Source organism: Bacillus songklensis, assembly GCF_042649685.1.
Taxonomy (GTDB): Bacteria; Bacillota; Bacilli; order Bacillales; family Bacillaceae_H; genus Bacillus_BA; species Bacillus_BA songklensis.
The window spans coordinates 486911-513279 of the sequence record NZ_JBHRZT010000052.1 but is presented as its reverse complement, the minus strand read 5'-3'; the positions used below and the strand labels follow the sequence as shown (position 1 = coordinate 513279).

General features: G+C 41.9%; 23 protein-coding genes and 3 pseudogenes. 8 read left to right on the top strand and 18 right to left on the bottom strand.

From position 1 onward, the window contains the following. The first annotated feature begins 359 nt into the window (after positions 1–359). From ACFOU2_RS13855 to bioF, 3 genes are read left to right on the top strand one after another with little or no spacing between them, the layout of a single operon-like run. Entirely contained in the window at positions 360–860 is a 501-nt protein-coding gene (locus ACFOU2_RS13855) for a hypothetical protein (RefSeq protein WP_377916080.1), read from the top strand. Beyond that, positions 841–1674, top strand: coding sequence for a 6-carboxyhexanoate--CoA ligase (bioW, locus tag ACFOU2_RS13850; protein ID WP_377916078.1), 834 nt, complete (start codon positions 841–843; stop codon positions 1672–1674). Before ACFOU2_RS13855 ends, bioW begins: the two co-directional genes overlap by 20 nt. Beyond that, positions 1634–2815, top strand: coding sequence for an 8-amino-7-oxononanoate synthase (gene bioF, locus ACFOU2_RS13845; protein ID WP_377916076.1), 1182 nt, complete (start codon positions 1634–1636; stop codon positions 2813–2815). Before bioW ends, bioF begins: the two co-directional genes overlap by 41 nt. Before the next feature lie 146 nt (positions 2816–2961). On the opposite strand, the gene ACFOU2_RS13840 is transcribed toward bioF, so the two are convergent. Beyond that, the gene (locus ACFOU2_RS13840) at positions 2962–3390 is read right to left on the bottom strand and encodes a hypothetical protein (RefSeq protein ID WP_377916074.1); all 429 of its coding nucleotides are present in this window, start codon (positions 3388–3390) and stop codon (positions 2962–2964) included. A 112-nt stretch (positions 3391–3502) separates the two neighbouring features. Next, positions 3503–3724 carry a spore germination protein gene (locus ACFOU2_RS13835; protein WP_377916072.1) on the bottom strand — a complete coding sequence of 74 codons (222 nt, stop codon included), beginning with the start codon at positions 3722–3724 and terminating at the stop codon, positions 3503–3505. Between the two features lie 276 nt (positions 3725–4000). Here ACFOU2_RS13835 and ACFOU2_RS13830 point away from each other — a divergent pair, with 276 nt between their 5' ends. Next, on the top strand, positions 4001–5557 hold the full coding sequence (locus tag ACFOU2_RS13830) for an ABC-F family ATP-binding cassette domain-containing protein (RefSeq protein WP_377916070.1): 1557 nt from the start codon (positions 4001–4003) through the stop codon (positions 5555–5557). Positions 5558–5758: 201 nt separating this feature from the next. Here the strand turns inward: ACFOU2_RS13830 and ACFOU2_RS13825 are convergent, their stop codons facing one another. The 5 genes and pseudogenes from ACFOU2_RS13825 to ACFOU2_RS13805 all read right to left on the bottom strand — a co-directional run. Further along, positions 5759–6403 (bottom strand): PspA/IM30 family protein, encoded by a 645-nt coding sequence (locus ACFOU2_RS13825; protein WP_377916068.1) that lies wholly within the window; start codon positions 6401–6403, stop codon positions 5759–5761. 20 nt (positions 6404–6423) lie between these two features. Next, positions 6424–6768 (bottom strand): lmo0954 family membrane protein, encoded by a 345-nt coding sequence (locus ACFOU2_RS13820; protein ID WP_377916066.1) that lies wholly within the window; start codon positions 6766–6768, stop codon positions 6424–6426. A 286-nt stretch (positions 6769–7054) separates the two neighbouring features. Beyond that, positions 7055–8968 (bottom strand): oligoendopeptidase F, encoded by a 1914-nt coding sequence (gene pepF / locus ACFOU2_RS13815; RefSeq protein ID WP_377916064.1) that lies wholly within the window; start codon positions 8966–8968, stop codon positions 7055–7057. A gap of 255 nt (positions 8969–9223) precedes the next feature. Further along, positions 9224–9487 (bottom strand): annotated as a pseudogene (locus ACFOU2_RS13810) (response regulator); the annotation flags it as partial. A gap of 126 nt (positions 9488–9613) precedes the next feature. Continuing rightward, a pseudogene (locus tag ACFOU2_RS13805) lies at positions 9614–9820 on the bottom strand (molybdopterin-dependent oxidoreductase); the annotation flags it as partial. A gap of 283 nt (positions 9821–10103) precedes the next feature. On the opposite strand from ACFOU2_RS13805, the gene ACFOU2_RS13800 reads away from it, so the two are divergent. Beyond that, a complete protein-coding gene (locus ACFOU2_RS13800) occupies positions 10104–11012 on the top strand; it encodes an S-layer homology domain-containing protein (RefSeq protein ID WP_377916062.1) in 909 nt (302 codons plus the stop codon). 62 nt (positions 11013–11074) lie between these two features. Here the strand turns inward: ACFOU2_RS13800 and ACFOU2_RS13795 are convergent, their stop codons facing one another. After that, complete coding sequence (locus ACFOU2_RS13795) at positions 11075–12241, bottom strand: M20 family metallopeptidase (protein WP_377916404.1); 1167 nt, start codon at positions 12239–12241, stop codon at positions 11075–11077. A 247-nt stretch (positions 12242–12488) separates the two neighbouring features. Between ACFOU2_RS13795 and ACFOU2_RS13790 the strand changes: the two genes are divergently transcribed. Then, complete coding sequence (locus ACFOU2_RS13790) at positions 12489–13052, top strand: 3D domain-containing protein (RefSeq protein ID WP_377916060.1); 564 nt, start codon at positions 12489–12491, stop codon at positions 13050–13052. Between the two features lie 102 nt (positions 13053–13154). Here ACFOU2_RS13790 and ACFOU2_RS13785 read toward each other — a convergent pair whose 3' ends face one another. Then, the gene (locus tag ACFOU2_RS13785; RefSeq protein ID WP_377916058.1) at positions 13155–13700 is read right to left on the bottom strand and encodes an HD domain-containing protein; all 546 of its coding nucleotides are present in this window, start codon (positions 13698–13700) and stop codon (positions 13155–13157) included. 266 nt (positions 13701–13966) lie between these two features. On the opposite strand from ACFOU2_RS13785, the gene ACFOU2_RS13780 reads away from it, so the two are divergent. Continuing rightward, entirely contained in the window at positions 13967–15316 is a 1350-nt protein-coding gene (locus ACFOU2_RS13780) for a D-serine ammonia-lyase (protein ID WP_377916056.1), read from the top strand. Positions 15317–15566: 250 nt separating this feature from the next. Here ACFOU2_RS13780 and ACFOU2_RS13775 read toward each other — a convergent pair whose 3' ends face one another. The 9 genes from ACFOU2_RS13775 to ACFOU2_RS13735 form a co-directional block, all read right to left on the bottom strand. After that, entirely contained in the window at positions 15567–15770 is a 204-nt protein-coding gene (locus ACFOU2_RS13775; RefSeq protein ID WP_377916054.1) for a YbdD/YjiX family protein, read from the bottom strand. Then, positions 15763–17838, bottom strand: a complete 2076-nt coding sequence (locus ACFOU2_RS13770; RefSeq protein WP_377916052.1) for a carbon starvation CstA family protein — start codon at positions 17836–17838, stop codon at positions 15763–15765. The genes ACFOU2_RS13775 and ACFOU2_RS13770 overlap by 8 nt, the downstream gene beginning before the upstream one ends. 122 nt (positions 17839–17960) lie before the next feature. Continuing rightward, positions 17961–18668, bottom strand: a complete 708-nt coding sequence (locus tag ACFOU2_RS13765; RefSeq protein WP_377916050.1) for a LytR/AlgR family response regulator transcription factor — start codon at positions 18666–18668, stop codon at positions 17961–17963. A 258-nt stretch (positions 18669–18926) separates the two neighbouring features. Continuing rightward, positions 18927–19919, bottom strand: coding sequence for an NADPH:quinone oxidoreductase family protein (locus ACFOU2_RS13760; RefSeq protein ID WP_377916403.1), 993 nt, complete (start codon positions 19917–19919; stop codon positions 18927–18929). Positions 19920–20054: 135 nt separating this feature from the next. After that, positions 20055–21365, bottom strand: coding sequence for an acetyl-CoA hydrolase/transferase family protein (locus ACFOU2_RS13755; protein WP_377916048.1), 1311 nt, complete (start codon positions 21363–21365; stop codon positions 20055–20057). A 108-nt stretch (positions 21366–21473) separates the two neighbouring features. Continuing rightward, entirely contained in the window at positions 21474–22259 is a 786-nt protein-coding gene (locus ACFOU2_RS13750; RefSeq protein WP_377916046.1) for an enoyl-CoA hydratase-related protein, read from the bottom strand. 11 nt (positions 22260–22270) lie between these two features. Next, positions 22271–23122, bottom strand: coding sequence for a 3-hydroxybutyryl-CoA dehydrogenase (locus ACFOU2_RS13745; RefSeq protein ID WP_377916402.1), 852 nt, complete (start codon positions 23120–23122; stop codon positions 22271–22273). Between the two features lie 282 nt (positions 23123–23404). Next, positions 23405–24190: a helix-turn-helix domain-containing protein gene (locus tag ACFOU2_RS13740; protein WP_377916044.1), complete on the bottom strand. Its 786-nt coding sequence runs from the start codon at positions 24188–24190 to the stop codon at positions 23405–23407. A gap of 52 nt (positions 24191–24242) precedes the next feature. Next, positions 24243–25784 (bottom strand): class I adenylate-forming enzyme family protein, encoded by a 1542-nt coding sequence (locus ACFOU2_RS13735; protein WP_377916042.1) that lies wholly within the window; start codon positions 25782–25784, stop codon positions 24243–24245. 366 nt (positions 25785–26150) lie between these two features. On the opposite strand from ACFOU2_RS13735, the pseudogene ACFOU2_RS13730 reads away from it, so the two are divergent. After that, positions 26151–26267, top strand: a pseudogene (locus ACFOU2_RS13730) (IS6 family transposase); the annotation flags it as partial. Positions 26268–26369: the final 102 nt, after the last annotated feature.

Below are 26369 nucleotides of genomic sequence, written 5' to 3'. Positions count from 1 at the left end.
CCCCCCCCCCGCAACATGGACCGTTATATAAATCCAGTAATACCAAGGGTTTTGATTGACGGTCCATATTGCATAAAACATAAAATCCAGCATTTTTTGAACTTATGGGTCAGCCCCTCCTGAAAATGAACCGTCATGACCATCCCGTGAAATCAAGGATTTCGTTGACGGTTCATTTCAGTTTTAAAGCAAGGTTATCATCTTTTCTGAGCTTTTTACTTATCCTTCTCTCGAAATATTTCAAATGCATGTTGGATGTCAGACCTGCTTTTTTTATATTGACGATTCTTTTCATTCTGTGATTTAATAGCAATAAATGTTAACCATTAAATAAAAAAAGTTAACAATAGGAGGTTCTCATGAAAAAATGGACAACCTACGATCTTGCGCAGATTGCCTTACTTGCTAGCTTTATAGCCATTACGGGTGCTATTAAAGTCCCTACCGGTATTCCGGGATCTGAATTTCAGCTGTCCGCCCCCATTGCAGTAGCCATCGCAGCCGTGTTCGGATTCAAGCGATACATAACCGCAGGCATCATCGCAAGCCTCATCCTTTTTCTTCTTGGAATGCACAATCTATTAAACATCGAAATAGCCATGGTGTTTCGAATCGTTGCCGGCGGTCTTGTTGCTTTATTGGGACCTTCCCTTCCTGTTTTAATGCTGGCGGGTCCGATTGGTTCTGTCGCCGCTCGCTGGGCGCTCGCCTTAAGCCTTAGCATTCCCGCCGGTCCTCTTCTTCTGGCCGCTCTTCCAGGTATGGTGTTTACCGCTTTAACCGTTTGGCCGTTAAAACAGCTTTTTGAAAAAATCAGTGAAAAAACGGAGGTTCGTCGTCATGTTAAACGAGTTTTATAGCGTAAGAATGAGAGCAGCCGAAGGAGGCGCACACGAACAGGGCGGCCGGCATATATCGGGTGGAGAGCGCCTCGGCCAAAAAGGAGATCTTCATGAGCTGGCAGCAGAGCTGCTTGCTAAATCCTTAAATCATTCACGCGGTGATTGTGATTTCATTCAAGTAGTGATCGAAAAGCTCCATGGCCAGGAAATGAAAACAATCAGCCCTCTTCCTGTTTCCACTGAGCATGTACGGAATGTTGCTGAAGGAAGAGAAAAAGCTGCATTCCTTCTTTCAACCCTTGGAATTTCCGATGAAGCCATCAAGCGAGGGCTTAACCTCCTTAAGCGGTCTACCCGCCAGAGAGGGGCCATGATTATAGACAGCCAAACAGGGCAGCGGCTTGATGAGAGGGAATTGAAGGGAGTAAGAGTATCCCGAATGGATTGGGAGGCAAAAGGCTGGGAAAAGTGGTCTGCCTCTTACCGAACTCTTAGCTCTTCACGCATCAGGGAAGCCCTTGCTCTCGCTTCAAAAGTTGCCTCTTCCCCTTATACACTAGCTGAATTATGCTGGTCGGATGATCCTGATTATGTAACGGGATATGTCGCGAGCCCTTCTATCGGCTATAGACGGATCACTCATCTTAAGGAAATCGGAGATAGCTGCGGAGGACGCATCTTCTTTGCCGAGCGAGGCTGCAATATATCAGCCTATATTGCATATTTAGAAAAAACACCTGTATGGCTTCAATACGAACCGACTAATCTCATTTCTGAAGGAGGGCAAGGGTATGAAGGATTGGGTCGATCAGGAGTTACAGCAAATCCATGAAAAAGGATTGCTTCGAACACTCCGTCGAATAGATGGAACAAATGGGGCGCAAATCAACCTTGAAGGAAGGCCTGTTCTTTTATTTTCTACTAACAATTATCTAGGTTTGGCCAATGACCCGCGCATGAAGAAAAAAGCGATTGAAGCAATCGGACAGTTCGGCACAGGGAGCGGAGGTTCCCGTTTAACGACCGGGAATTTTTCTTTACATGAAGAGCTCGAACGCACCATCGCCTCTTTTAAAGGAAAAGAGGATGCAATCGTGTTTAGCAGTGGTTTTCTTGCTAATGTCGGCACCATCTCTTCCCTGATGGGACGCGGCGATGTCATTTTAAGCGATGCCTTAAATCATGCCAGCATCATTGACGGCTGCCGTTTAAGCAAAGCCGATACACTTATTTATGATCATGTAGACATGGACGATTTAGAAAAAAAGTTACGAAATGCTGCCTCTTATCGCCGAAAGCTAATTGTAACAGATGGAGTGTTCAGTATGGATGGAAATATCGCTCCTCTTCCCGCTATCGTGTCGCTTGCGAAACAGTACGGTGCAATGGTGATGGTCGATGATGCCCATGCCACAGGCGTACTGGGATCAACAGGAGCCGGTACAGCTGAGTACTTCGGATTGACTGACCAGATTGACCTGTTAATGGGCACTCTCAGCAAATCGGTTGGGGCTGAGGGAGGATATGTTGCCGCTTCCCACTCTATTATTCAGTATTTACGCAATAGAGCTCGTTCTTTTATTTTCCAAACTTCTCTGTCCCCTGCCGTTGTCGCAGCCAGTATAGAGGGGATTCGCATCATTCGTACAGAAGGAGAACGAAGAACGCGGCTGCTCGAAAATGCTCAATTTTTACGGAAAGGATTAGCAAAAGCGGGCTTTTCTCTTGTAGATGGTTCTACCCCTATTATTGCGGTTCTGATTGGCTGTGCACATGACGCTGTCCGGTTTGCAAAAAGGTTAGAAGAAGAAGGGGTTTATGCGCCTGCCATCCGCCCCCCTACTGTACCTGAGGGAATGAGCCGCATTCGTGTGACCGTAATGGCTACCCATCAGCAAGAGCAGCTTGAATACGCCTTACATACCTTTTTGAAGATTGGAAACGAGATGGGTCTGATTTATGCAAACATTTAACCTAACTAAAAGAGCCAGCCGAACTCAAATCGGCTGGCTTTTTTAGTGAACTTGAATATGGTTCTTTTATCATTTTTCTGAAAGAAGACTCCCACTTCAAACAAAGTTAAATGGGGGTAGTTAAAATATTTCACTGTTTTTCTAGGTTATCCTGAATCAATTCCTTGTCGAGGACGATTTAGACTTACAACCGTATCTCCCGGCTCTCCTTCTAACTCTCCTTCATTCGTGAAAAATTCAATTTCACCTGAAGGTTTTAAAAGAAAGAGCAATAGTGCACCTTTATCCAGCTCTCCCACAAATTCCTTATAGTCGTACTGCTCAGTCAACTTTGTTGTTTGAAAAACATATCCGCTCTCTACTTTTGCATTTAACTCTTCCCACGAGGCATCTTCATCAAATAAGATTCGCCCTCCAATCGTAGGACCCAGGTTTTCAACGTCGTCCCACTCCGTGTGGTGGAGGCTAAGCTGGAACAAATTATTTCTACCAAACTCATGAATGAACGTTGTACAAACAAGCGCGTTATAAGAGTCTGTTTGCGTCGCCCCTAATGTGTACTTATAGGGTGTCATATCAAGACGATACTCCGTTTGTTCGGAGAGGATTTCTCCCCGATAAAAAGGAATCCCCTCCTCCCGCGCTTTAAGAAGCCGATAGAAGGAAGAATCCGTCATTTGCCGTTTTTTATTGAGAGGATTCTATACCGCTCTGGCTCATAACACTCTTGTTATTCAGGCGGTTACAAGCTATTTGGAAGCACGGAGAAAAATTTCCGAAGGAGAAGCAGGCTCCTACAGACTTTGTGTTGGCCGTATGGCTGTTATGGGTGTTCTGTCCAGAATTGAAACTGCCATTTTGGGAAATATTGTTTACCCCCGGGTTATGAATGTTGATTAAGAGCTTCATTAAGAAATCACCACCTTCGTTCCTTACTATTTTATTTATAGCTTTTCATTATGTTTGGACATATATTGACAATGGATTGCTAACTTCCGGAAAGAATTCTTTTATCTCTCCTTTATTTACAAAGATTGGTCCTCTGTTAACGCAAAGTTTTCTTTAATCCTAGTCTTACCTCGTATATAATTTACTGTGTGATGTTTTACGGTAAGTATTGATTTTATGAATATTGGCCCGCTTTAAAAGGCAGGTTTAAAACGATAAATGGAAAGGTGTAGAAACATGAGTATTTTAACAGTCAAAAACTTAAGCCACGGTTTTGGGGACCGCGCCATTTTCAACGATGTTTCATTCCGCCTTCTAAAGGGCGAACACATAGGCCTGATTGGAGCGAACGGTGAAGGTAAATCAACGTTCATGAACATTATTACCGGACAGCTGGAGCCGGATGAAGGGAAAGTGGAATGGTCGAAAAAAGTACGGGTTGGTTACCTTGATCAGCATGCCGTGCTGGAAAGAGGCATGACAATCCGTGATGTGTTGAAAGGTGCCTTTCAGTATTTATTTGATATGGAATCAGAAATGAACCAAATCTATGAGAAAATGGCAGAAGCAACACCGGAAGAATTGGAAGAAATGCTTGAAGAAGTGGGAACCATCCAAGATTCATTAACCAATAACGATTTTTACGTGATCGATTCCAAAGTGGAAGAAATTGCACGCGGCCTCGGATTGGATGATGTGGGTCTTGATCGCGATGTCCAGGATTTAAGCGGCGGGCAAAGAACAAAGGTTCTTCTCGCGAAGCTGTTGTTGGAAAAACCGGATATCCTTCTTTTGGACGAGCCGACCAACTACCTTGATGAGCAGCATATCGAATGGTTGAAGCGTTATTTACAAGAATATGAAAATGCCTTTATTTTAATCTCGCATGACATTCCATTTTTAAATAGCGTTATCAATCTAATTTATCATATGGAAAACCAGGAATTGAATCGTTATGTCGGTGACTATGATAACTTCATGCAAGTATATGAGGTTAAAAAACAGCAGCTTGAGGCGGCTTACAAAAAGCAGCAGCAAGAAATTGCTGATCTAAAAGACTTCGTGGCAAGAAACAAAGCGCGCGTTTCTACCCGAAACATGGCCATGTCCCGCCAGAAAAAGCTTGATAAGATGGAAGTGATCGAGCTGGCACAAGAAAAACCGAAGCCGGAGTTCAACTTTAAAGAAGCTAGAACATCCAGCAAATTGATTTTCCAAACAAATGATTTAGTCATCGGGTATGATGAGCCTCTTTCAAAACCATTGAACCTTCGCATGGAACGCGGCCAAAAAATCGCCCTTGTCGGTGCCAATGGAATCGGAAAAACAACGTTATTAAAGAGCATTCTAGGCGAAATCAAACCGATTTCAGGATCTGTTGAACGCGGTGAGTATCAACATATCGGTTATTTTGAGCAAGAAGTAAAAACGGCAAACTACAATACATGTATTGAGGAAGTATGGAATGAATTCCCTGGATTTAACCAAGCTGAAGTTCGTGCGGCTCTTGCTAAATGCGGTTTAACGACAAAGCATATTGAAAGCAAAGTCGAAGTATTGAGCGGAGGCGAAAAAGCGAAGGTTCGTTTATGTAAATTAATCAACAACGAAACGAACATCCTTGTTCTGGATGAGCCGACAAACCACTTGGATGTCGATGCAAAAGATGAATTAAAACGTGCTTTAAAAGCATACAAAGGCACTGTTCTCATCATTTGCCATGAACCTGAATTTTATCGTGATGTGGTAACAGACGTTTGGAATTGTGAAACGTGGACAACTAAAGTATTTTAATGAAACATCCCTCCGTTAAACGGAGGGATGTTTCATTAAAAAAACCTTCCAGTCAATGATTGGAAGGTCAAACAGGTTACAAACTGGAAGGTTGAAGGTTACATTTACATTATGGTTGCATGTTTTCATGAATAGAAGATTGTGAACATTTGATAGTGGCGGTTGATCCCTTTCATCGAGTCAACTATATAAATCCTGATATTACGAAATGGTACGGGCTTCTTCTTTATTTAATTGTTTTTCCAATTGAGCGATGCGTCCATCGATCGTACTGCGATGATAAGAAGAATTCACTTGATGTTCAAGGCGATCTAAGTATGCCTCCATGTCGTCAAAGCGAGCAAATGGTTGTGTATAGCCGTTTGTGTCTATCACTTGGTTCATACGGTGATGAGCACGGGCGACGTTCTCGCGTCCCATTAACTCCATGCGTCTAATATGCATATCTTTTAGCTTATGCTTCATTTCTTCATATTTACGCTCAAGCTCCTCTAATTGCTGCATCGCTTTTTGAAGCAAATCGTTTAATTTTGCTGCACGCTCTTCGTATTGGGCTTGCTCATTCACGGCAAATTGATAAAGCTCTGTCTCCCCTGCCTGTGAAGCAATTTCTGCCTGATGTTTGCGCTTTTGAGCCATCTCGTTGGCGTTACGGTATTCACGCGTAAACTCTTCTTTCAATAAATATTGGCGTTCAACCAGTTTCCGTACTTTTTCTGTTTCATGCTCGCATTGGCGTAAATATTGATTCAATAGTGCGATAGGATTCTTTTGTTCTTTTTGATCCAGCATGTCATGAAAATCGGCAGCGATAGAGTTTTTGATACGTGTAAATAAGTTACTCATTGTATACTCTCTCCTCTTTATTAATTTCGTTTTAACTCTGCCCATTGTTTCTCAAAATTCACAAATGGATCAGATTCTTCTTTCACGATCTCTTTATTGTCGTTCCACTTTTTATACACGATGTACAGAATGTATGCTGCTGCAACTCCAATGATCGCTGGAACGTTAGAGGCTGTAGCCATCAATGCGATGAAACCGATGACGGACCATAACACTTTACGAAACGTCGTTTCCGCTTTGAAAAATTGTTTGATCGCAAAGTATAGAACGACTAACCCAATCGCTAAGGCGATCATCGGTGCAAGATGGGTGAACAAAACAGCCGCTGCAATTCCTCCCAATAAAAGCAATCCAAATTTTTTCATCTTCGTTTTCCTCCTTTCGTATTTCCTATGTCTCTATCCTACCTATTTTTCAAAGGCGTCATAACGAGCCCCGGCTTTATTTTCATCTAAGACCTGAGCCGTATTTGGTTACAAGACCTATATAAATCCGCATAAACCTTTGTAAGTTTATTCAAGATGAAAAAACAGAAAGGCGTGAACAGAAGCAGGAATGGTAATAACTGAAAAAAAACTAAATTAGGATTATATAAAAAAATAAGGCATTCACCCGCTACTTTAGGTGAATGCCTGTGTTTTCGAATGCATATTATTTTTCGTTTAACAGTTTCTCCAGCTCGTCTAATGTTTGCTTGAAGACAGCCATGGTTTCTTCAATCGGTTGGGCAGTGGACATATCGACACCTGCCGCCTTTAAGACGCTGATAGGATCGCTGGAGTTTCCGGCTGCCAAGAAGTTGTCACGCACTCTCTCAAACGCCGGTTGGCCTTGATCAAGAATTTGTTTGGCCAACGCAGTTGAAGCTGCAAAACTAGTGGCATATTGATAGACATAGAAGTTGTAATAGAAATGGGGAATACGTGCCCATTCCATGGAGATTTCTTCATCGGAAATCATGGCAGGCCCGTAGTATTTTTGGTTGATTTCTTTATAAAGAGCTTTCAGCGCTTCGGCATTCAATGATTCGCCCTTTTGTTCTTTTTCATGAATGACTTTCTCGAATTCCGCGAATTGAGTTTGGCGGAATAACGTCGTACGGAAGTTCTCCAAACGTTGATTTAACAAGTACATTTTCTCTTCTTTTGTTTTAGCATTTTTATATTCACTTTCCCATAGCAAATGCTCATTCATCGTTGACGCGACTTCTGCCGTGAAGATTGGATAGTTGGATGAAATATACGGCTGCTTTTTATTTGTATAATAAGATTGCATCGCATGGCCAAGTTCATGGGCAATTGTCGCAACATCATCTTTTGTTCCTTCATAGTTTAATAGGACATACGGGTGGGTATCATAAGCTCCCCATTGATAAGCGCCGCTGCGTTTATCGTCTGTCGGATACACGTCAACCCATCCGCCGTTGAAGGCTTCTTCCAACAGCTTTCCATATTGTTCACCAAGCGGCTTCAACCCTGTAAGAACCATTTCTTTCGCTTGATCGTAAGGGATATAGCTGTCATTTGCCTGGACAATTGGTGTATAAATATCATACATATGTAATTCGCTTACACCAAGCATTTTCTTTTTCAATTCCATATAACGATGCATCAGCGGCAAGCTTTTATCGACTGTATCTATTAACTCGTCATATACTTTTGTCGGTACATTATTCGGAGTTAAGCTTGCCTCCATCGCCGTATCATACTTTCGCGCTTTAGCGTAAAGGTTATTTGCCTTTACTTTCCCGCCAAGCGTCTGGGCGAATGTATCTTGATATTGAGCAAGTGTTTGATAATAAGCCTCATATGCCTGCTTTCGAACTTCCCGATTCTTGCTCTCCATATAAGAAATAAAATTGGACCGTGTTAATTGTACCTCTTGTCCATTTTCATCTTTAATTTTAGGAAACTTAATATCCTTCGATAGCATTCCATATATTCCTTCAGGATTATCTGCCAAAGGAGTGGACTGTGCCAATAGCTCCTCCAAGTCTTTTGAAAGCGTATGATTTTTTGTGCGCAGTATATCCTTCACAAAATATCTGTAAGGCGCCAGTCCTTCATTTCTCAAGAAGGCCGTTATCCTAAGGGGAGCAATTGCGACGATTTCCGGCCCCAGCCACGATGTCTTCTCTTTTACCGCAACGGACATTTTTTCAGCACGATCCGCCAAGTCTTGTAATTCAGCATTCGACGTATTTACATCCAATGCCATGCTTGCATACACGTATGCCTTATCATGAATACGCATCAATGTACTGTAATCATCTAGAGCGGCTTTTAAGGATTTGGCAGATGTACTTAATTTTCCTTGATGCAAGGTAAACTGATTGGCCAAATCGGTTGCTTTTTTAATATCCGCTTCCCAGGCAGCCTTAGTCGGATAGATGTGTTCCAGCTTCCACTTGTACTGTTCAGGAATTTCGGCACGATTTTTATAAACTGGTTTGACTGATTCAGCCCTTGCCTGTACAGCCTCCATGCTGAGTACGTTAATCGGAGCCGCTACAGCTGAAAAAGTGATAGCCATTGCAGTCATGGATTTTAAAATTGTTTTTTTCATAGATTTTCCCCTTCCATCCTGTATTCACTCTATCTCGATAACTTCCATGAAGAATGGAGCTGTTATCAGGAGAAGTTCCCTGAATCTTTATTCCCGCTAATAGAGAAACACCTCTTATATTCGTCGTGAAAAGAGAAATCCCCTGTTAATTTTCAGATAATTATAATTATATCTTTACATCCTTTTAGGAAATTTACCACAACACCAGCGATGATCTTTCCGTTTCTCTCTACTTTATTCTTTTCACAGAGCCGTCATGATTACATCCGTATAACGATAGTGCTGCTTAATATACCGCAGTAACTCCAACCCGTTCATATCAGGAAAATATAAATCCAGGAGCACTAAATCCGGACGAAGAACTTCCAATTGCTCCTTTGCCTCCTGTTCGTCCATTGCCACCCCTATGACTTGGTATCCCGTTACTTTCTCCATAAACCGTCGATTAATTTCTGCAATCCTCTCATCATCTTCTATAATGAGAACCGAAATCAGTTGATTAACTTGTTTGTACACCATGTTTCTCCCCCTGTTTCACTTCTCCCCTATGCTTAGGAACCACCACTTTGACTGCTCCCACAGCAGTGGGATTCCCACCCCTAAAGGGGGTGCTATCGCACCGTAGTGGGCTTTCTCGTTCGGAAAATCTGTAATTCCTCTTGATGTCAAAAAGAAAGCTAACTGTTTCGGGTCAATGGATTGAATTTTATGGGCAATTCTGTTTAATGCCTCGTCCCAAGATAGGCGGGTAAACCGTTTTTCACCACGCTTATGTGAAAGCGGGTATGGAACCCTTCCAATCTTTCTCAACTCCGTGCTGTTCAATCTTCGCAACCCATTTATATCGCTAAATGGAGATTAACGGAAACTAATAATAAATATTCTATCTTTTTCTGTGAAAACCCATTTGTTGCAAATCACCTCTTCCCCTTGATAAATTACACTAAAATTCATTTAACTTCAGATGTTGGACCCGGCCCAATACTTCTCGCGGGAAGTCGTCTCATAAATACATATAAAATAATACTTATTTCTTTCAAAAAAAGACTTATGGCCTATTTTGATAAATGGTAATAAAAGCATATTTATTTCCTTTTTTTAACATAAGATAATGGTTTGGGGAGGGATTTACATAGTGAAAAAGAAATTGGTACAATTAACTACAGCCTTTTTACTTATTTGGGGGCTCATGGCTCCAACCAGCACAAGTGCAGCAAGCAATTTTTCTGATGTTCCATCAAATTTCTGGGCTTATAAAGAGATTCAATATTTAGTTGGGAAAGAGGTTATTAGAGGCTATCCTAATGGAACTTTTGGTCCCAATAACTCTATTAAACGTATTCAAGCCGCTTCCATGCTCGTTAAAGCGCTTGGCCTAAGCACGACTAATCATCCAAATCCCGGTTTCAAGGATTTGAAACCGGGAGATTACGGATATGAAATCGCCGCCGCGGTTGCCGATGAAGGAATATTGACCGGCAGCAATGGCTATTTCAATCCGAACGGAACACTGACAAGAGCACAGATGGCCAAGATTTTATCTGAAGCATACGGGCTTGGATATGTATTTGAAACCACTTTTAGAGACGTGACGAAATCTCACTGGGCTTTCAGATATGTCAATGCCCTTTATGGAAATGGTATTACAACAGGATATGCGGATTTCACATTCCGCCCTAATGAAAATGTCAGCCGCGCCCAATTCTCCGTCTTTATGGCCAGAGCATTAAATCCAGACTTCAAACCGGGCATTATTTTTAAGGCTGACCAGGCAAAGGCGGAATGGAAAAATGAAACAACGCTTGTGATAGAGATTCCGATGCGTAACAATTATCCTTATACCGTGACAAATATTAAATCTCAATTTGTGCTGGCAGTTGGCGAAACCATGATCGCTGAAAAATCATTCAATTTTGGTTCCGGAATCACTTTAAAATCCGGGGAAACCAAAACTGTCACTTTAGAGTTCACGACCAAAAATATGAATGAAGTAGAAGAAGGCCTGCTCTATCTGTATTGGCAATCCAACGGAGTAAGAAAATAGTCGATGGAAAACGCCGGCGTTGTAACCTGCCGGCGCTTTTTATTCCTAAACTCTTATCTTAGTTATCTCTTGGAACGGAACTCTTCTTTCACCCTTTCCAATAGCTCGGAGTTGATCAATATATCATAACCTGTCAACGCCATTGTCTTTGCTCCTAAAATCATGGCTTCGCGGCCTTGATCGCTCATGGCCGCCTCGCGAAATTCATGCGTATGGCAGGCGTATGGTTCCGAGCAAATTTGAACATATGGATGGATGGCGGGAACAACCTGGCTGACATTCCCCATATCCAATGAACCATGATCGCCCTCATCTTCATAAATATCTCCCGGGCTGACTCCTAACGCAATTAGATTGTTGTTAAATACAGTAGAGAGTTCTTCGTTTGTTACCATATCATCATATGAAAATTCGTAATTAGATATTTCCAAACGAGCTCCTGTCGCTAATGCCGCTGCCTCGGCGCAGGCTTTTACCTTTTTCACCACTTCATTTACATAGCGGCGAGTAGAGGCCCTTACATAAAATTGAGCCACTGCATATTCCGGAACGATATTGGCTGCTTTTCCCCCTTCAGGGATAATACCGTGAATACGAACATCTGATTTGACGTGCTGTCTTAATGCATTAATGCCATTAAACGTTTGAATGACCGCATCCAACGCATTGATTCCCTCGTGCGGTGCAGCTGCAGCATGAGCGGGTTTACCGAAAAACTCAAACTGAAGGGCATCCATCGCAAGGGACGTCCCGCTTTTTTGATGGATATAATACGGGTGAACCATCATGGCAACATCCAAATGATCAAAAACTCCTTCTTCTGCCATCGTCACTTTTCCGCCGCGCGTTTCCTCCGCAGGCGTTCCGTACACATACACCTTGCCTCCGCAGTGTTCCAATACGCTGCTTAATCCGATCCCTGCTGCAACAGCCATTGTTCCAATCAAATTATGTCCGCAGGCATGGCCTAATTCTGGAAGAGCGTCATATTCCGCCATAAACCCTATGGACGGACCTGGTTTCCCGCTGTCATATACGGCTGTAAAAGCAGTCGGCAAACCACACGTGCCGATTGTAACGGAAAACCCGTGTTCTTTTAACTTTTCCGATAAAATTTTACACGCTTTTACTTCCTCATGCCCCAACTCCGGGTTCTCCCCAATAAATTTACTAATCTCATAAAATTCATTTTGCAGCTCATCTATCTTCGAAATGACGATCTCTTTCATCATGCTTGTCCCCCTTTATCTCTATCGAAAATGTCATTTTTATCTTCATTTTATCCGATATAACAGAAAAAAAACCATCTTTTTATAGAAGAAGAGAGTAATAGATTTGCCTATAATCATTTTGTGCTAATAAAACTATTTTTATCTTGTAAACTATTTGTAATATAAATAGCAATAAATTGAAACATATCTGTTACATAAAACTGGTATTGTATCCTTAAGATACTATTAAAAGGAGATAACAATCTTGAAAAAAATTATTTTATCTATCAGTACAGCTATGTTGTTATCATTCGGATTTTCAGGAGCAGCCCTAGCAAATACATATACATATCAAGTAAAAAGCGGAGATACATTATGGAGCATCGCGAAAAAGAATAACGTGACAGTAGCTCAAATCAAGAGCTGGAACAAGCTTTCTTCCGATCGAATCGTTCCAAAACAGACCCTTAAGCTTTCTCCACAGAAAGCAACAGCTGCGGCAGCAAAACCCGCATCAAGCGTGAAAGGCGTGACATTTTCCAAAGAGCTTACTGTGACAGCTACAGCCTATTCGGCTGACTGTAAAGGGTGCAGCGGCATTACGGCAACGGGATTGAATTTAAAGAAGAACCCAAATGCAAAAGCCATTTCTGTCGATCCTAAAGTCATTCCTCTAGGAACAAAAGTATATGTAGAAGGCTATGGATACGCTGTAGCCGCAGATAAGGGAAGCGCGGTAAAAGGAAACAAAATTGACGTTTTCTTCCCAACTAAAAAACAAGCCTTACAATGGGGCGTTAAAAAAATAAAAGTAAAAATCGTAAAATAATAGATGTGTACTTATACAAACAGTCAGCTTTCTATCAATGAAGGCTGACTGTTTCGTGTTATAGAAAGTAGTTGCCATTGCTATATCTTCAGCCAGACACTACTAATTAAAAATAGCATCAATCAGTTTTTTATAATCCGAACGTAATTGACTGATTTTGGGACTCTGTTCCATGTTTGCAGTGGATTCATAGATAGAGTGGTGATACCAACTTTGCTTTTCTTTTCCTCTCTTGAACTTCTCCCACACTGCTTCTCCCTGTTCCTGTAAATCAAGAAGCAACGTTCGCAAATTATGGGTTTTATCGGCCAAAGTAATAATGATCGTATCCTCGCCCGCCTTCTGAAGTGATTCAATTGTGTGCGCCTTTCGTTCTTCCCACGGTAAAGTCTTATCGGGCTCACTGACGGATAAAACGAGTAATGCTACCCTTTCTCCAAACTCACGTTTAATGTCTTCCAATTCAATATCTGTATCTTCAACCGTATCATGTAAGATACCTGCTGCAATCACTTCTTCTTCGCAGCCGATTTTCTGCAGAAGAAAACCGACCGAAACGGGGTGAATAATATAAGGAATCATTGTTCCCTTCCGATATTGTCCCTCATGGGCGACCGCAGCAAATTGAATGGCTTTATCTATTAGCATTTCACTCTTCCTCTCCTTATCGGTATATTTACTATACAATAATTGGATGTTTTATATATATTCATTTTTCTGCTTTTCTTTATTTTTTACACATATTAAAACCTTTGAAAGTATTGGATAGGAATTAATCGAATCTCTCAACTTCTCTTAGCTCCAGATGTTTAATCTTTGATTTCACCTATCGATAATTATGTTAAATTAAAGTTATAACATTTCATTTTTCAAGGAAATATAGACGGGTATTCATGAACAAGGGGAGAAAAACAATGAAAAAGAATAAAATAGCAGGAAAAACAATGGAAGCCTGGAAAGAAGAATATCCTTTGCTAGATAAGCTTGTTTCAACAAAGGAAGTCTTCTGGGTAAATCCTGAATACGAATCGTTTCAAACAGCCAGTCAGCAAATCTCACTTAACGAAAACGACGTAAAAGAAGCAGAAGAGCGACTAAAGCGATTTGCCCCGTATATCGCAAAGGTGTTCCCGGAAACAAAAGAGATGGATGGCATTATTGAGTCTCCGATTGTATATATTCCTTCGATGCGGCAACAGTTGGAACAAGTGTATGAACAAAAGCTGCCGGGAGACTTTTTATTAAAGTGTGACAGCCATCTCCCTATTTCGGGGTCCATTAAAGCAAGGGGCGGTATTTATGAAGTTCTTAAACACGCTGAAGAATTAGCTTCACAGCACCAACTATTAAAAAGAGGCGATGATTATGTTATCTTGGACAGTGAGAAATTTCGAAGCCTCTTCTCGCAATACTCGATTGCAGTAGGGTCTACGGGCAATTTGGGCCTTAGCATCGGCATTATGAGTGCCAAAATGGGCTTTAACGTAACCGTTCATATGTCCGCCGATGCGAAGCAATGGAAAAAGGATTTGCTAAGAAGCAAGGGAGTAACGGTTGTTGAATACGCAGATGATTACAGCAAAGCCGTAGAAGAAGGCCGTAAACAGGCAGAGAAAGACCCGAATTGTTATTTCATTGATGATGAGAATTCCCGTGATTTATTTTTAGGCTATGCGGTTGCGGCTTCTCGTTTAAAGCAGCAATTAGAAGATTTAAAAATTACAATTGATCAAGACCATCCCCTATTTGTTTATCTGCCATGCGGGGTCGGCGGAGGGCCGGGTGGAGTTGCATTTGGATTAAAATTGATTTTCCGGGATCACGTCCATTGCTTCTTTGCAGAACCTACCCATTCACCATGTATGCTGATTGGTATGATGACAGGTTTGCATGACAAAGTCTCTGTACAAGATTTCGAAATCGACAATATCACAGCAGCAGACGGGCTTGCAGTCGGAAGGCCATCCGGCTTTGTCGGCAAAGTCATGGAGCCTTTGTTAAGCGGCAGCTATACGGTGAGTGATGATAAAATGTACAGGCTTTTGCGTTCCCTGGCAGATACAGAGAATATTTATCTGGAACCTTCTGCTTTAGCAGGCATGGCAGGGCCCGTTCATTTATGGAAGAGCACAGAAGGACAATCCTATTTAAATCATCACCAATTAACAGACAAAATGAAGAAGGCCGTTCACATCGTGTGGGCAACAGGCGGCAGCATGGTACCGAAGGAAATCATGGAAGAGTACTATAGAAAAGGACTATAGGCAAAGCCGCCTCTCAAATGAAGAAAAGCGGCCCTTACTATATGGATCTTACTTAATTTTTCAACATCAATCCTTGCCTTCGATCTTTTTCATGTTCATGTTCCTTCTGTCTCTTATCTTGAATGAGCTTACAAAGGTCTTCGTATAAGCGGCTGGCAAGAGCCCGCAAGGGAGCTTGTCAGCCGCTTATGCGTAAATAATTTAACATGAGCAAAAAACGCTCATGTTAAATTATTTATGTGGATTTATATTAGCAACAGCGGGATACTTTTCCTCCTTTTGCGTTAAAACGCGCTTCTTGCGCTTCACAAAAGAATGCTTGCCTCGATTTAATCGGTTCTTGCGGATGGTGAGATTTCATATGCTCTACGTACTTCTCATAGCTCGGTACACCAACAAGCAAACTGATGAATTGCTTGCGATATTTCATGATACTGGAAATCGTTTTAAGCATAATGTTTGAACTCTCCTTCATTACGAGGGATATAAGGAGCCTCATGAAGCTTCACGTCTTCATTTTTGATGACTTTAATCCAAATACGGGTGGCTGATATTAAAACCGCCACTACCACTAACATAAAAATTCCACAAAGAGCTGCGTCAACATAGTCATTCATGATGATTTGCTTCATTTGCTCTTTATTGGCAGCAGGAGCAAGCACTTTTCCTTCATCCAATGCTCCTTTAAATACGTTCGCATGGGCTAAAAAGCCAATTTTCGGATTTTCATGAAATAGCTTTTGCCATCCTGCCGTCATCGTAACAATTAAAATCCAAGTTGTTGGGACGAGCGTAACCCATACGTACGCCTTCTTCCCCATTTTGAACAAAATGGTCGTACCAAGCAATAACGCAATTCCCGCCAGCATCTGGTTGGCGATACCAAACAGCGGCCATAATGTGTTGATGCCTCCAAGCGGATCGATAACTCCTTGATACAAGAAGTAACCCCAGCTGAGAACACATAGAGCTGTAGCAATCATGTTGGCAGAAAGGGACTCCGTTTTTCCTAACGGCTTGTATACATGGCCCAAGATGTCCTGAATCATGAAGCGCCCTACACGTGTTCCAGCATCAATGGTCGTTAAGATAAACAGCGCTTCAAACAGAATGGCAAAATGATACCAGAAAGCCATGAGGGCTTTCCCTCCGATTACTTTTGCGAAAATGAACGCCATCCCAATCGCTAGAGTTGGTGCCCCTCCTGTACGGGATAAAATGGTTTCTTCACCGACATGATCTGCGAGCTGCGTCAGATCATCAGGAGAAACGGTAAATCCCCAGCCGGAAATCACCTGGGCGGCTTGCACCGCATCTTGGCCGATTATTGCAGGAGGACTGTTGATCGCAAAGTACGTACCCGGTGTAAGTACGCATGCTGCAATCATTGCCATAACGGCTACAAATGATTCCGTGAGCATTGCTCCGTACCCAATTGGACGCGCATGCGTTTCCCGCTCGATCATTTTCGGTGTTGTGCCCGAGGACACAAGCGCGTGGAAACCAGACACAGAACCGCAGGCAATGGTGATAAATAAGAATGGAAATAAGTTTCCTGCAAATACAGGACCTGTTCCGTCTACAAACTGTGTTACAGCCGGCATTTCCAGGTTCGGTGCAACGACTAAGATTCCTAAAGCGAGCCCTACAATCGTTCCAACTTTTAAGAAGGTACTTAAGTAATCACGAGGCGCTAAAAGCAGCCAGACAGGTAATACCGAAGCAATAAACCCGTATACAATCATCATGATGGCAATCGCTTCCCCTTTAAAGGTAAACATGCTTGCCAATGCAGGATTTTCTGCCACATATTGTCCGCCCATGATGGAAAGAAGCAATAAGATGACTCCAATGGCAGATCCTTCCCCCACTCGCCCAGGACGAATATAACGCATATAAATTCCCATGAATACAGCAATCGGAATGGTTGCTGCGATAGTAAACATTCCCCAAGGACTTCCTACAAGCGCTTTCACAACTACGAGTGCCAAAACGGCTAATAAAATAATCATAATGCCCAAAATGCCAACCATTGAGATAAGCCCTGTAACAGGTCCGATTTCTTCCTTAATGATTTCTCCAAGTGACTTACCTTTTCGGCGCATCGATCCGAATAAAATAATGAAATCTTGAACTGCACCAGCCAATACAACTCCAACCACAATCCAGATCGTCCCCGGTAAATAGCCCATCTGAGCTGCTAGAATCGGTCCTACAAGCGGCCCTGCCCCAGCGATAGCGGCGAAATGGTGACCGAACAACACCCATTTGTTTGTGGGAACATAGTCTTTTCCGTCATTGTAAGTTTCAGCAGGTGTTTGACGTTGGTCATCTAATTGAAAGACTTTTTGGGCAATGAATTTGCTGTAAAAACGATACGCAACCGCATAGACGCAGACAGCCGCCGTCAACAGCCAAATGGCGTTAATGGTTTCTCCTCTGTTCAACGCCAGTACGGCAAAACAGACAGCACCCAGAGCTGAAATCACTCCCCAAATCAAAATGGATTTCAACGCTTTCATCTGTATTCCCCCTTAATGATGTTTCTTAGGGGTAATTGTACTTAATTTTCTGAATTTTTTGTTAACAAAATCCCATGATGAACATTTTAGACCCTAACATGCTTAATTACTAGGACAACATGTCAGATTTCCAGACAATGACGTAAGCGCTTTACATAATTTCGGCTGACAGGAATCGGCTCGTTTTGACAGCCCTCTACATAAAGGTTGTACGTGCCATTGTAAAATGTTTTTAGTTCCGTTATATATCTCAGATTAACCAAATAACTTTTATGGACACGTACAAACAAATAAGTATTCAGTTTCTCTTCCAAGTATTGCAATGTGTAAGATGAAGTATAACAGTGATCCGCTGTATAAATGGAAACCATTTTATCTTCTTTATTCTTCACAATATATCGAATATCTGCAGGATTGATATATATAATAGAATCTTTACATTCAATGTGCAGCTTACGTACCCATTTGTTCGTTTGCTCTTTTTGAAATCTGGTCAATACGGCAGAAAGCTCCTGCCAGCAAAGAGGCTTTAATAGAAAATAAAAAGACTTCAACCGAAACGCAGCAACAGCGTGCTCCAGCTCACTGCTTGTTATGATCACCTTCAATTTTCTGTCAAATGACCGAATCAATTCAACTGTTTCCAACCCGCACACATCTGGTAATTGCCCATCGATAATCAGCAGATCGGGCTGAAATGCTTTCACAAGTTTAATCGTGTCTATTCCTGCTTCTGTTTCCTCGACATCGCATATTTTCGTTTCTTCTCTTATTACTTGAAGAAGCTGTTGACGTTCTTCTTTATTGCCGTTAGCAATGATTATTTTCACTAATTTGTTCTCCACCTTCCTGTCGGCCCTCATAGATTGAAATAATGGCAGTAATAATATAATTCTACTTTCCTTGGTGATGCTCCTCTTCGGTTCTGATGCAAATATTAGGGGATAGGAAAATAGTAGGATGATATGAAGTATTTGGAGGCGGTTGCCCCTTATTTTTATCAACTTCGGGGAAGATTGGTGCATCGGAAGTGCTTATAAAAGGCAAAGGCTGCAAAACCATTAGCAGCCTTTAGTTGTATTTTTCATTCAAATGTGTACAATTATTCTACCGCGTGCTTGCCCTTTTAAGATAGCAGGTAAGTTTTCAGGTAATTCTTCAAGTGTAATTTCTTTTTGAATAGAATCTAAAATGTTACCCGGTTTTAGGTCTGTTGCCATGCGATTCCAAAGCTCTTTTCGTAGTTCCATCGGGCAATAAACAGAATCAATGCCAAGTAAATTGATACCACGAAGAATAAATGGAAACACCGTGGTCGGTACGTCTGTTCCACCGGTTAATCCACTCACGGCAACAGACCCATTATAATCTATTTTACTTAAAATGGAAGCAAGCGTATCTCCTCCAACGGGATCAATCGCACCTGCCCATTGTTGTTTATCTAATGGTCTAATTTTTCCACTATAAACATCTTCCCTGGAGATGATGTCTTTTGCACCGAGCTTGTGTAAATAATCGTGCTCCGATGCTTTTCCAGTGCTTGCGACAACATGATACCCTCGTTTTGATAGCATAGAAACAGCTAAACTTCCTACTCCTCCAGTAGCCCCTGTTACAAGAACCTTACCTTTATCGGGTGATAATCCATTATCTTCCAATCTCTGAATTGATAATGCTGCTGTAAATCCTGCTGTTCCTAATGCCATAGCTTCTTTTAATGTTAAATTTTCTGGTAAAGGAACAATCCAATCTGCAGGAATTCGAGCATATTCACTATAACCGCCATAATGAGAAACACCTATTTCATAACTTGTTGCAATTACTTCATCACCTTCATGGAAGCGAGGATCTTGAGAAGAAACCACCACTCCCGCTAAATCAATTCCAGGTATAAAGGGATAAGATTTTACAATTTTACCATTAGGAATACTTGCTAAACCATCTTTGTAGTTAATACTAGAATAAGAAACTTTAATTAAAACCTCGCCATGAGGTAAATCATTTAAAGAAATATTCTTGATGTCAACCAAAAATTCACTTTCGGTTTTATCTACGATTAATGCTTTAAATCGTTCTCTCATTAAAATAGCCCCTCTACAATTATTTAGGTTAGCTTCATCAGCTATATAAATAACCCGGTCATCGTCGCTCAATTCAGGCGCATCCGCTCCCCAAGTTTTCGATCCATCCTGCCCATCTTTAAGAGCAAATTCGATTTAAGTTGTAACGTAGAAATTCTTTTGCGGGAGGAAGCCCATTTTGGTTGCGTCAAAGACAAGCTGTTCTCTAAATTTCGGATGGGCGATGTTAATCAGAGCTTCGGTGCGTTCCTGAATGGTTTTGCCTTTTAGTTCGGCTTTTCCGTACTCGGTTACGATAATATCGACATCATTTTTGGATGTGGTAACCACCGCACCCTGCGGCAGCTGTGGAACGATTTTGGAAATCGTGTCATTCTTCGCCGTGGAATACAGGCAAATAATTCCGCGTCCACTCTTCGTTAACCGCACACCCTTAGTGAAGTCCCCTTGGCCGCCCGATGAAGAATAATATTTTCCGTTGATGGTTTCTGAGTTACACTGGCCAATGAAGTCGACCTCAACGGTAGAATTCACGGATACAAGGTTATCAATTTGTGCAATATTTCGTACATCGTTGCATACGTCGCACGGGAGCATGAGAATGTCTTCATTTTCGTGAATAAAATCATACAATCGTTGCGTTCCCAGCGCAAAGGTAGCAGTGGTTTTTCCTTTGTAAAGCGTCTTGTTTTGGTTCGTAATGGCTCCTGATTCATATAAATCTACAATTTTATCGGGAAGCATTTCCGTATAGACGCCGAGGTCGCGATGATTCTCCAGAAATTCCATCACCGCGTTCGGCATCGAACCAAAACCGATTTGCAGGGTATCACCGTTTTTGATAATATCAGCAATCGTTTGTCCAATCTTATAGTCCTTTTCATTTAATTTTGGATTCGGCATCACCGGAATATTGACGTGGTTCTCAATTAGCGCCGTCACCTGACTAATGTGGATTTGGTTCTGCTCACCGAATGTACGCGGCATGTTTTCGTTCACTTCCAGAATAATCGTTTTCGCTTTGTCGATCAAGGGGCCGACGTAGGATAGGCTTGTTCCCAGCGAAAAATACCCGTTTTCATCCATTGTTGAAACCGTTGCCATAATCACGCGATTTGTTGTCGCCTGCAACAGTAAGGACGGAATGTCAGAAAAATGGTTGGGAAGCAAATCGATGGTTCCTTGCTGAAAGCCCGGACGGTCTTGACCGCTCAGAAATATGGAGACTTGCCTAATTCGTTCTTGTCCAATGTCGAAAGCCGGATGGAAAGGAAGCATTTGATAAATTCGATTTCCAGCCAGTTTTGTATGACCCGATAGCGCATTCAGCAATGCCGGAGGTCCACCGGGGGAAACGGGAGCAATAATGTCATCCCCTGGTTCAATAAAATGGATTGCTTGTTCCGCAGTAAGACACTTTGTTTGATATTCTGTATAAAAGCTCATTGTTTTTCCTCCTCTTCCCTGTTTATAAAAATAGATAAGATTGTAAGATTACAAGACCTCAACTACTACAGTTATGTCTTGCTCACCTTCTTAATTGATAGACTACCGTTACTTTCCTTGAAAGATACATGTCCGCTTTTCAAGAAATGCGGACATCCCTGCTTTTTGATCTTCGGTCGCAAAAAGCGTTCCAAACATCTCCGCTTCTAAGGACAGGGCACGTTCAAGATCCAGACCGATTCCCTCATTCACCGCTTTTTTACTGAATTGAACCCCAAGCGGTGAATTGGCCGCAATGTTATTAGCGATTTCTTTCGCTTTTGTTAATAACTCGGTTGGTTCAACCACATGGTTGACAAGGCCTATTTCGCGCGCTCTCTCTGCTGTAATTAGCTCCCCTGTAAACAGCAATTCTTTCGCTATCCCTGGACCGACAATACGTGGCAGCCGTTGGGACCCGCCGAAGCCCGCCATTATACCCAATTTGACTTCTGGCTGGCCAAACTTGGCCCGCGTACTTGCAATACGAAAGTCACATGCCATTGCCAACTCGCAGCCACCTCCAAGCGCAAATCCATTAACGGCGGCAATAATCGGCTGCGGCAAATTTTCTAATTTTGAAAAAACTTCATTGCCGAAGTGTGAGAATTCACGACCTTCTAGGACATTTTTATGTTTCATTTCACTGATATCCGCTCCCGCGACAAATGCCTTTTCACCTGCACCGGTCAGGATAACAGCGCGTATTGATGTGTCGCTCCCAATATGATCTGCCAAATCGGATAGTTCCTTTAACAATTGTGAATTGAGCGCGTTTAAATACTTCGGTCGATTAATCGTAATGATAGCTACATAATCTTCAACGGTATAAATGAGATGCTCGAATTTACTCATGGAATCCTCCTTTAATTGTACTCGTAGAACCCGCGTCCTGTTTTTAGGCCCAACCAGCCGGCCTTTACGTATTTTTTCAGCAATGGGCATGGACGGTATTTAGAATCGCCGTACCCTTCATAAAGTACTTCCATCACCGCCAGGCACACATCGAGGCCAATATAATCAGCAAGGGTGAGCGGTCCCATTGGATGATTGGCACCAAGTTTCATGACCTCATCGATGTCTTTCGGGGAAGCTATACCCTCATAAACGCAATAAATAGCTTCATTGATCATCGGAATGAGAATACGGTTCGCCGCAAAACCAGGGAAGTCTTTCACATCCACCGGAACCTTATTCATTTTTTTGGCCAAATCTACAATAACTTGGAACGTTTCGTCAGATGATGACAGACCGCGGATAACTTCCACAAGCTTCATCACTGGAACAGGATTAAAGAAATGCATGCCGATGAACTTTTCCGGTCTTCCTGTCACTGCCGCCAGCTCCGTAATTGACAATGACGATGTATTGGTGGCCAAAATCGCTTCTTTCGGCGCTATTTGATCTATTTGGCGAAAAACCTCAAGCTTAATTTCTTTATTTTCAGTCGCCGCTTCAATCACCAATTGAACATCTTTCGCATCGGCCAAATCAACGGAAACTTGAATTCGTGAAAGGATCTCTGTTTTTTCCGCTTCTGTTTTACGTCCTTTTTCCACATCGCGGCTAAGCTGCTTGGCAATTCTCTCGATTCCTTTTTGGACAAATTCTTCTTTTATATCATTTAACACAACCTGAATACCGGATTGTGCTAACACATGGGCGATACCGCTTCCCATCTGACCCGCGCCAATCACCATTCCTTTTTGAATATGCATCATCGTTGTTATTCCCCCATCTCTGTTGTTTTTAAAATAAAAACGCTTACAAAATTCGAGTGAAAAATATCTTACGGTACCATGCCCTTAAGATCACACACAAAATCATATGTCATTGGATTCCACGGCTTCACGACCGCGGATTAATTTCATTATAAGGAGAAAAAGATATCTATAATTTCAAAATCTTCCGCTCTTTCCTTTTGTTTTTTTGCTTTCATTTTCAGATTTTTCATTCAAATCTTCTGGTAACCAGATTTTTCAAAAAAAATAGCCGTTCGCTCATCCACGATCCGGCCATTTGGTAAGGTTAGAAAGCATGCTTCTGTATTCGCTGGGGGTCTGCCCTTCCTTGCGTTTAAAGGTCGTTGAAAAATAGGCTGCACTGGAAAAGCCGGTATGGCTGGCAATCACTTCTATTGGCAGCGACGTCATCTTCAGCAAATTTTTTGATTTTTCCAGCCGATAATCTGCCAGAAACTCTACAAAGGTCACTCCCGTTTCTTCCTTAAACATTCGACTGAAATGTGAAGGACTCAAGTATACAAAATTTGCTACTTCCTTTAGCGTGATTGGTTCATGATATTTTAATTTGATATAGTTCATCGCAGTTTCAATTGGATTTCCGAGGTCCGCTTCCAATGCTTTCTCCGATGACCCCTTCTGATTTTTCAAGATGGGTGCAGTTTGGTGAAGTTGCTGCGCAGTAATCAGCCGTTTAAAGGTTTGGATTAGCTCACTTTTTACGATGGGCTTTAACAAGTAAGCCGAAAAGCCCGCATTAATGCTAGCTTGTACCGTTTGAAACATTTGCAAATGCGTCACCACAACCACATGGGTGTTCGGATGGCTTTGTAACGCTTTTTTCCCGAACTCGATGCCATCCATATCAGGTAGTGACAGATCGGTCAGCAAAACAACAGGTTGTTTGTTTTTAAGCAAAGTCAACCCCTTCTCGGCTGTGTCCGCTTCCCATATAGAAAAATTCTGATAAGGGCTGTCTTTTAAGATAGAACGCATCACTTGGCGGTTTTCAACATCGTCATCCACGATCAAAATGTCATCCAAGAGAACCCTCCTTTCTAACAACTTTCAACATTTTTCTATTATAATAAAAAAGTTAACATGATGTCAGTTCCGTATAATTTCCTTCACGCAAATCACGACGTAAAACCTTGCCGGCTGAATTTCTTGGAACATCTGAAATGAACACATACTTTCTCGGCCGCTTGTAATTCGGCAATCGTTTGTGAGCTTTGCAAAAATAATCAAGCATCTGAGGCGTCAACCCCTTGCTTTCTGGAACTATAAAGGCAGTCACAATCTGCCCCCATCGCTTATCGTCTTCGCCGACAACTACCGCTTCACAAACAAGCGGATGCTCAGCAAGAACTTTTTCTACTTCCTGAGGATAGATGTTTTCTCCGCCGGAAAGAATCATATCGTCCACACGTCCGATAACATAAAGGTCGCCGTCGTCATCGATAAAGCCAGCATCCCCTGTGAAATACCATCCTTGTTTGATTGCTTTTTTAGTAGCCTCCGGACAATTCCAATAGCCTCTAAAAGCTTCCGCCGAGTTCATTTCTACAATAATTTCCCCGATTTCACCTTTCACCGGGATGGAAGTCGACAGGTTATTTCGCTTCCGACTCGGCTCAAGCAGGCTGATGCGCTGATGGATTCCAGGTTTCCCTACACAGCCCGGCTTCTTTCTCACATCTGAACAGAAGGTAAAAGTATAGATTTCCGTGCTACCGTAGTGATTATAAAAATATTGAGGTTTCAGGACCTCATCGCATTTTTGAATCAATTCCTCCGACATCGGTGCCCCAGAATAAACAATGGAATGGAGCGCTGAAAAGTCAATCTGTTTTACATTTGGATGTGAAACAAGATCATGATACATGGTCGGCGTCAAAAATAGGCAACTGATGTTTTCCTTAGCCATGGCCTTTAACCATTCATCAGAATCAAAATCGGGCAGAGCAATATAAGCTCCGTTGAGGAATGTCATCGTTAGCAGGGAACGCAACCCAATCGTATGGGATAATGCGGGAATACCAAGTGTTCGATCAAGTAGTTGATAACGATACTGTATGATGTGAGCCATGGATGAAGCGTATTCATTTCTATGAGTGCGCGGTACACCTTTTGGCTTGCCCGTAGTACCCGACGTATACAAAATGACGGCCAGATCATCATCCAAAATAGGGCAGGGTTCCACTTCAGCGGTTCCCGACTTCAACAGTTCTGCGTAGCTAATATCACCAGTTCCCTCTTCCAGACCAATTAAAAGCGGGCGCTCATTAAATTTTTGCTTCATCACCAAGTGTTTTCCAGCTTCTTCAAATACAATCAATTTTGCTTCCAGATCATTCACGCAATACTGAATATCCTCGGCCGATAAGCGTAAATTGATTGGTGAAAAAACTGCACCTACTCGTTGAACGGCCCAGAACATCACGACCATTTCAATCCGGTTTTTCAAAAGAACCATAACCCTGTCGTGTGCCTTCACTCCCAACTTTTGAAGGGAAAAAGCGACTTGGTTGACTTCCTCAGCGAGCTGAGAGTAGGTGTATTGTCTGTCTCCTTGTATCAGTGCCTTTTGATTAGGAAAGCGCTCTGCCGCAAATGAAAACATCTTATATAAATTCAAATTGGTCAGCTCCTTTAATTAGATTATCAAATTTAGTGGCAAACCGTACACAATTCCTCTTCCTCCTGCCAAATGGCAATTTATTTACCTTTAATTCACAATTGATTTCACTTATATAAATCTATTTTCTTTTTTAACATCAGCTTTGGCATTTTAGTCCGTCTTTGCACCTTAAACAGGCTGAAAAGGTAAAAATCTGACATGAATGCTTTTTGCCATGTCGGATTTCAATGTCGATTTATATAATTAAAATATTATCAATTATATAGATTTTCAAAAAAATTAATTTAAAATCCTTATCCACTTCACTTTCATTTTCTTACTTGTAATAATTCCTGAATTTTTTACCATTCCAGTGTATCAAATATAGCCAATGGACATTTATTTAAGCTAAAAAATGACCAACCAGAAATCATCTTGTTAGGGGTAAGATGGTACCTGCATTTTCTTGATTTGGTGGTGATGATGAAGGAACGTGGTCTGTTGAAAAGCCTCCTTCCAGATGGATGTCCATAATAAAAAATAAAATCAATTAAGTAATCTTTTTGAACCTCATTGAGCGTTATCTTTCTGTTTCATCTCTGT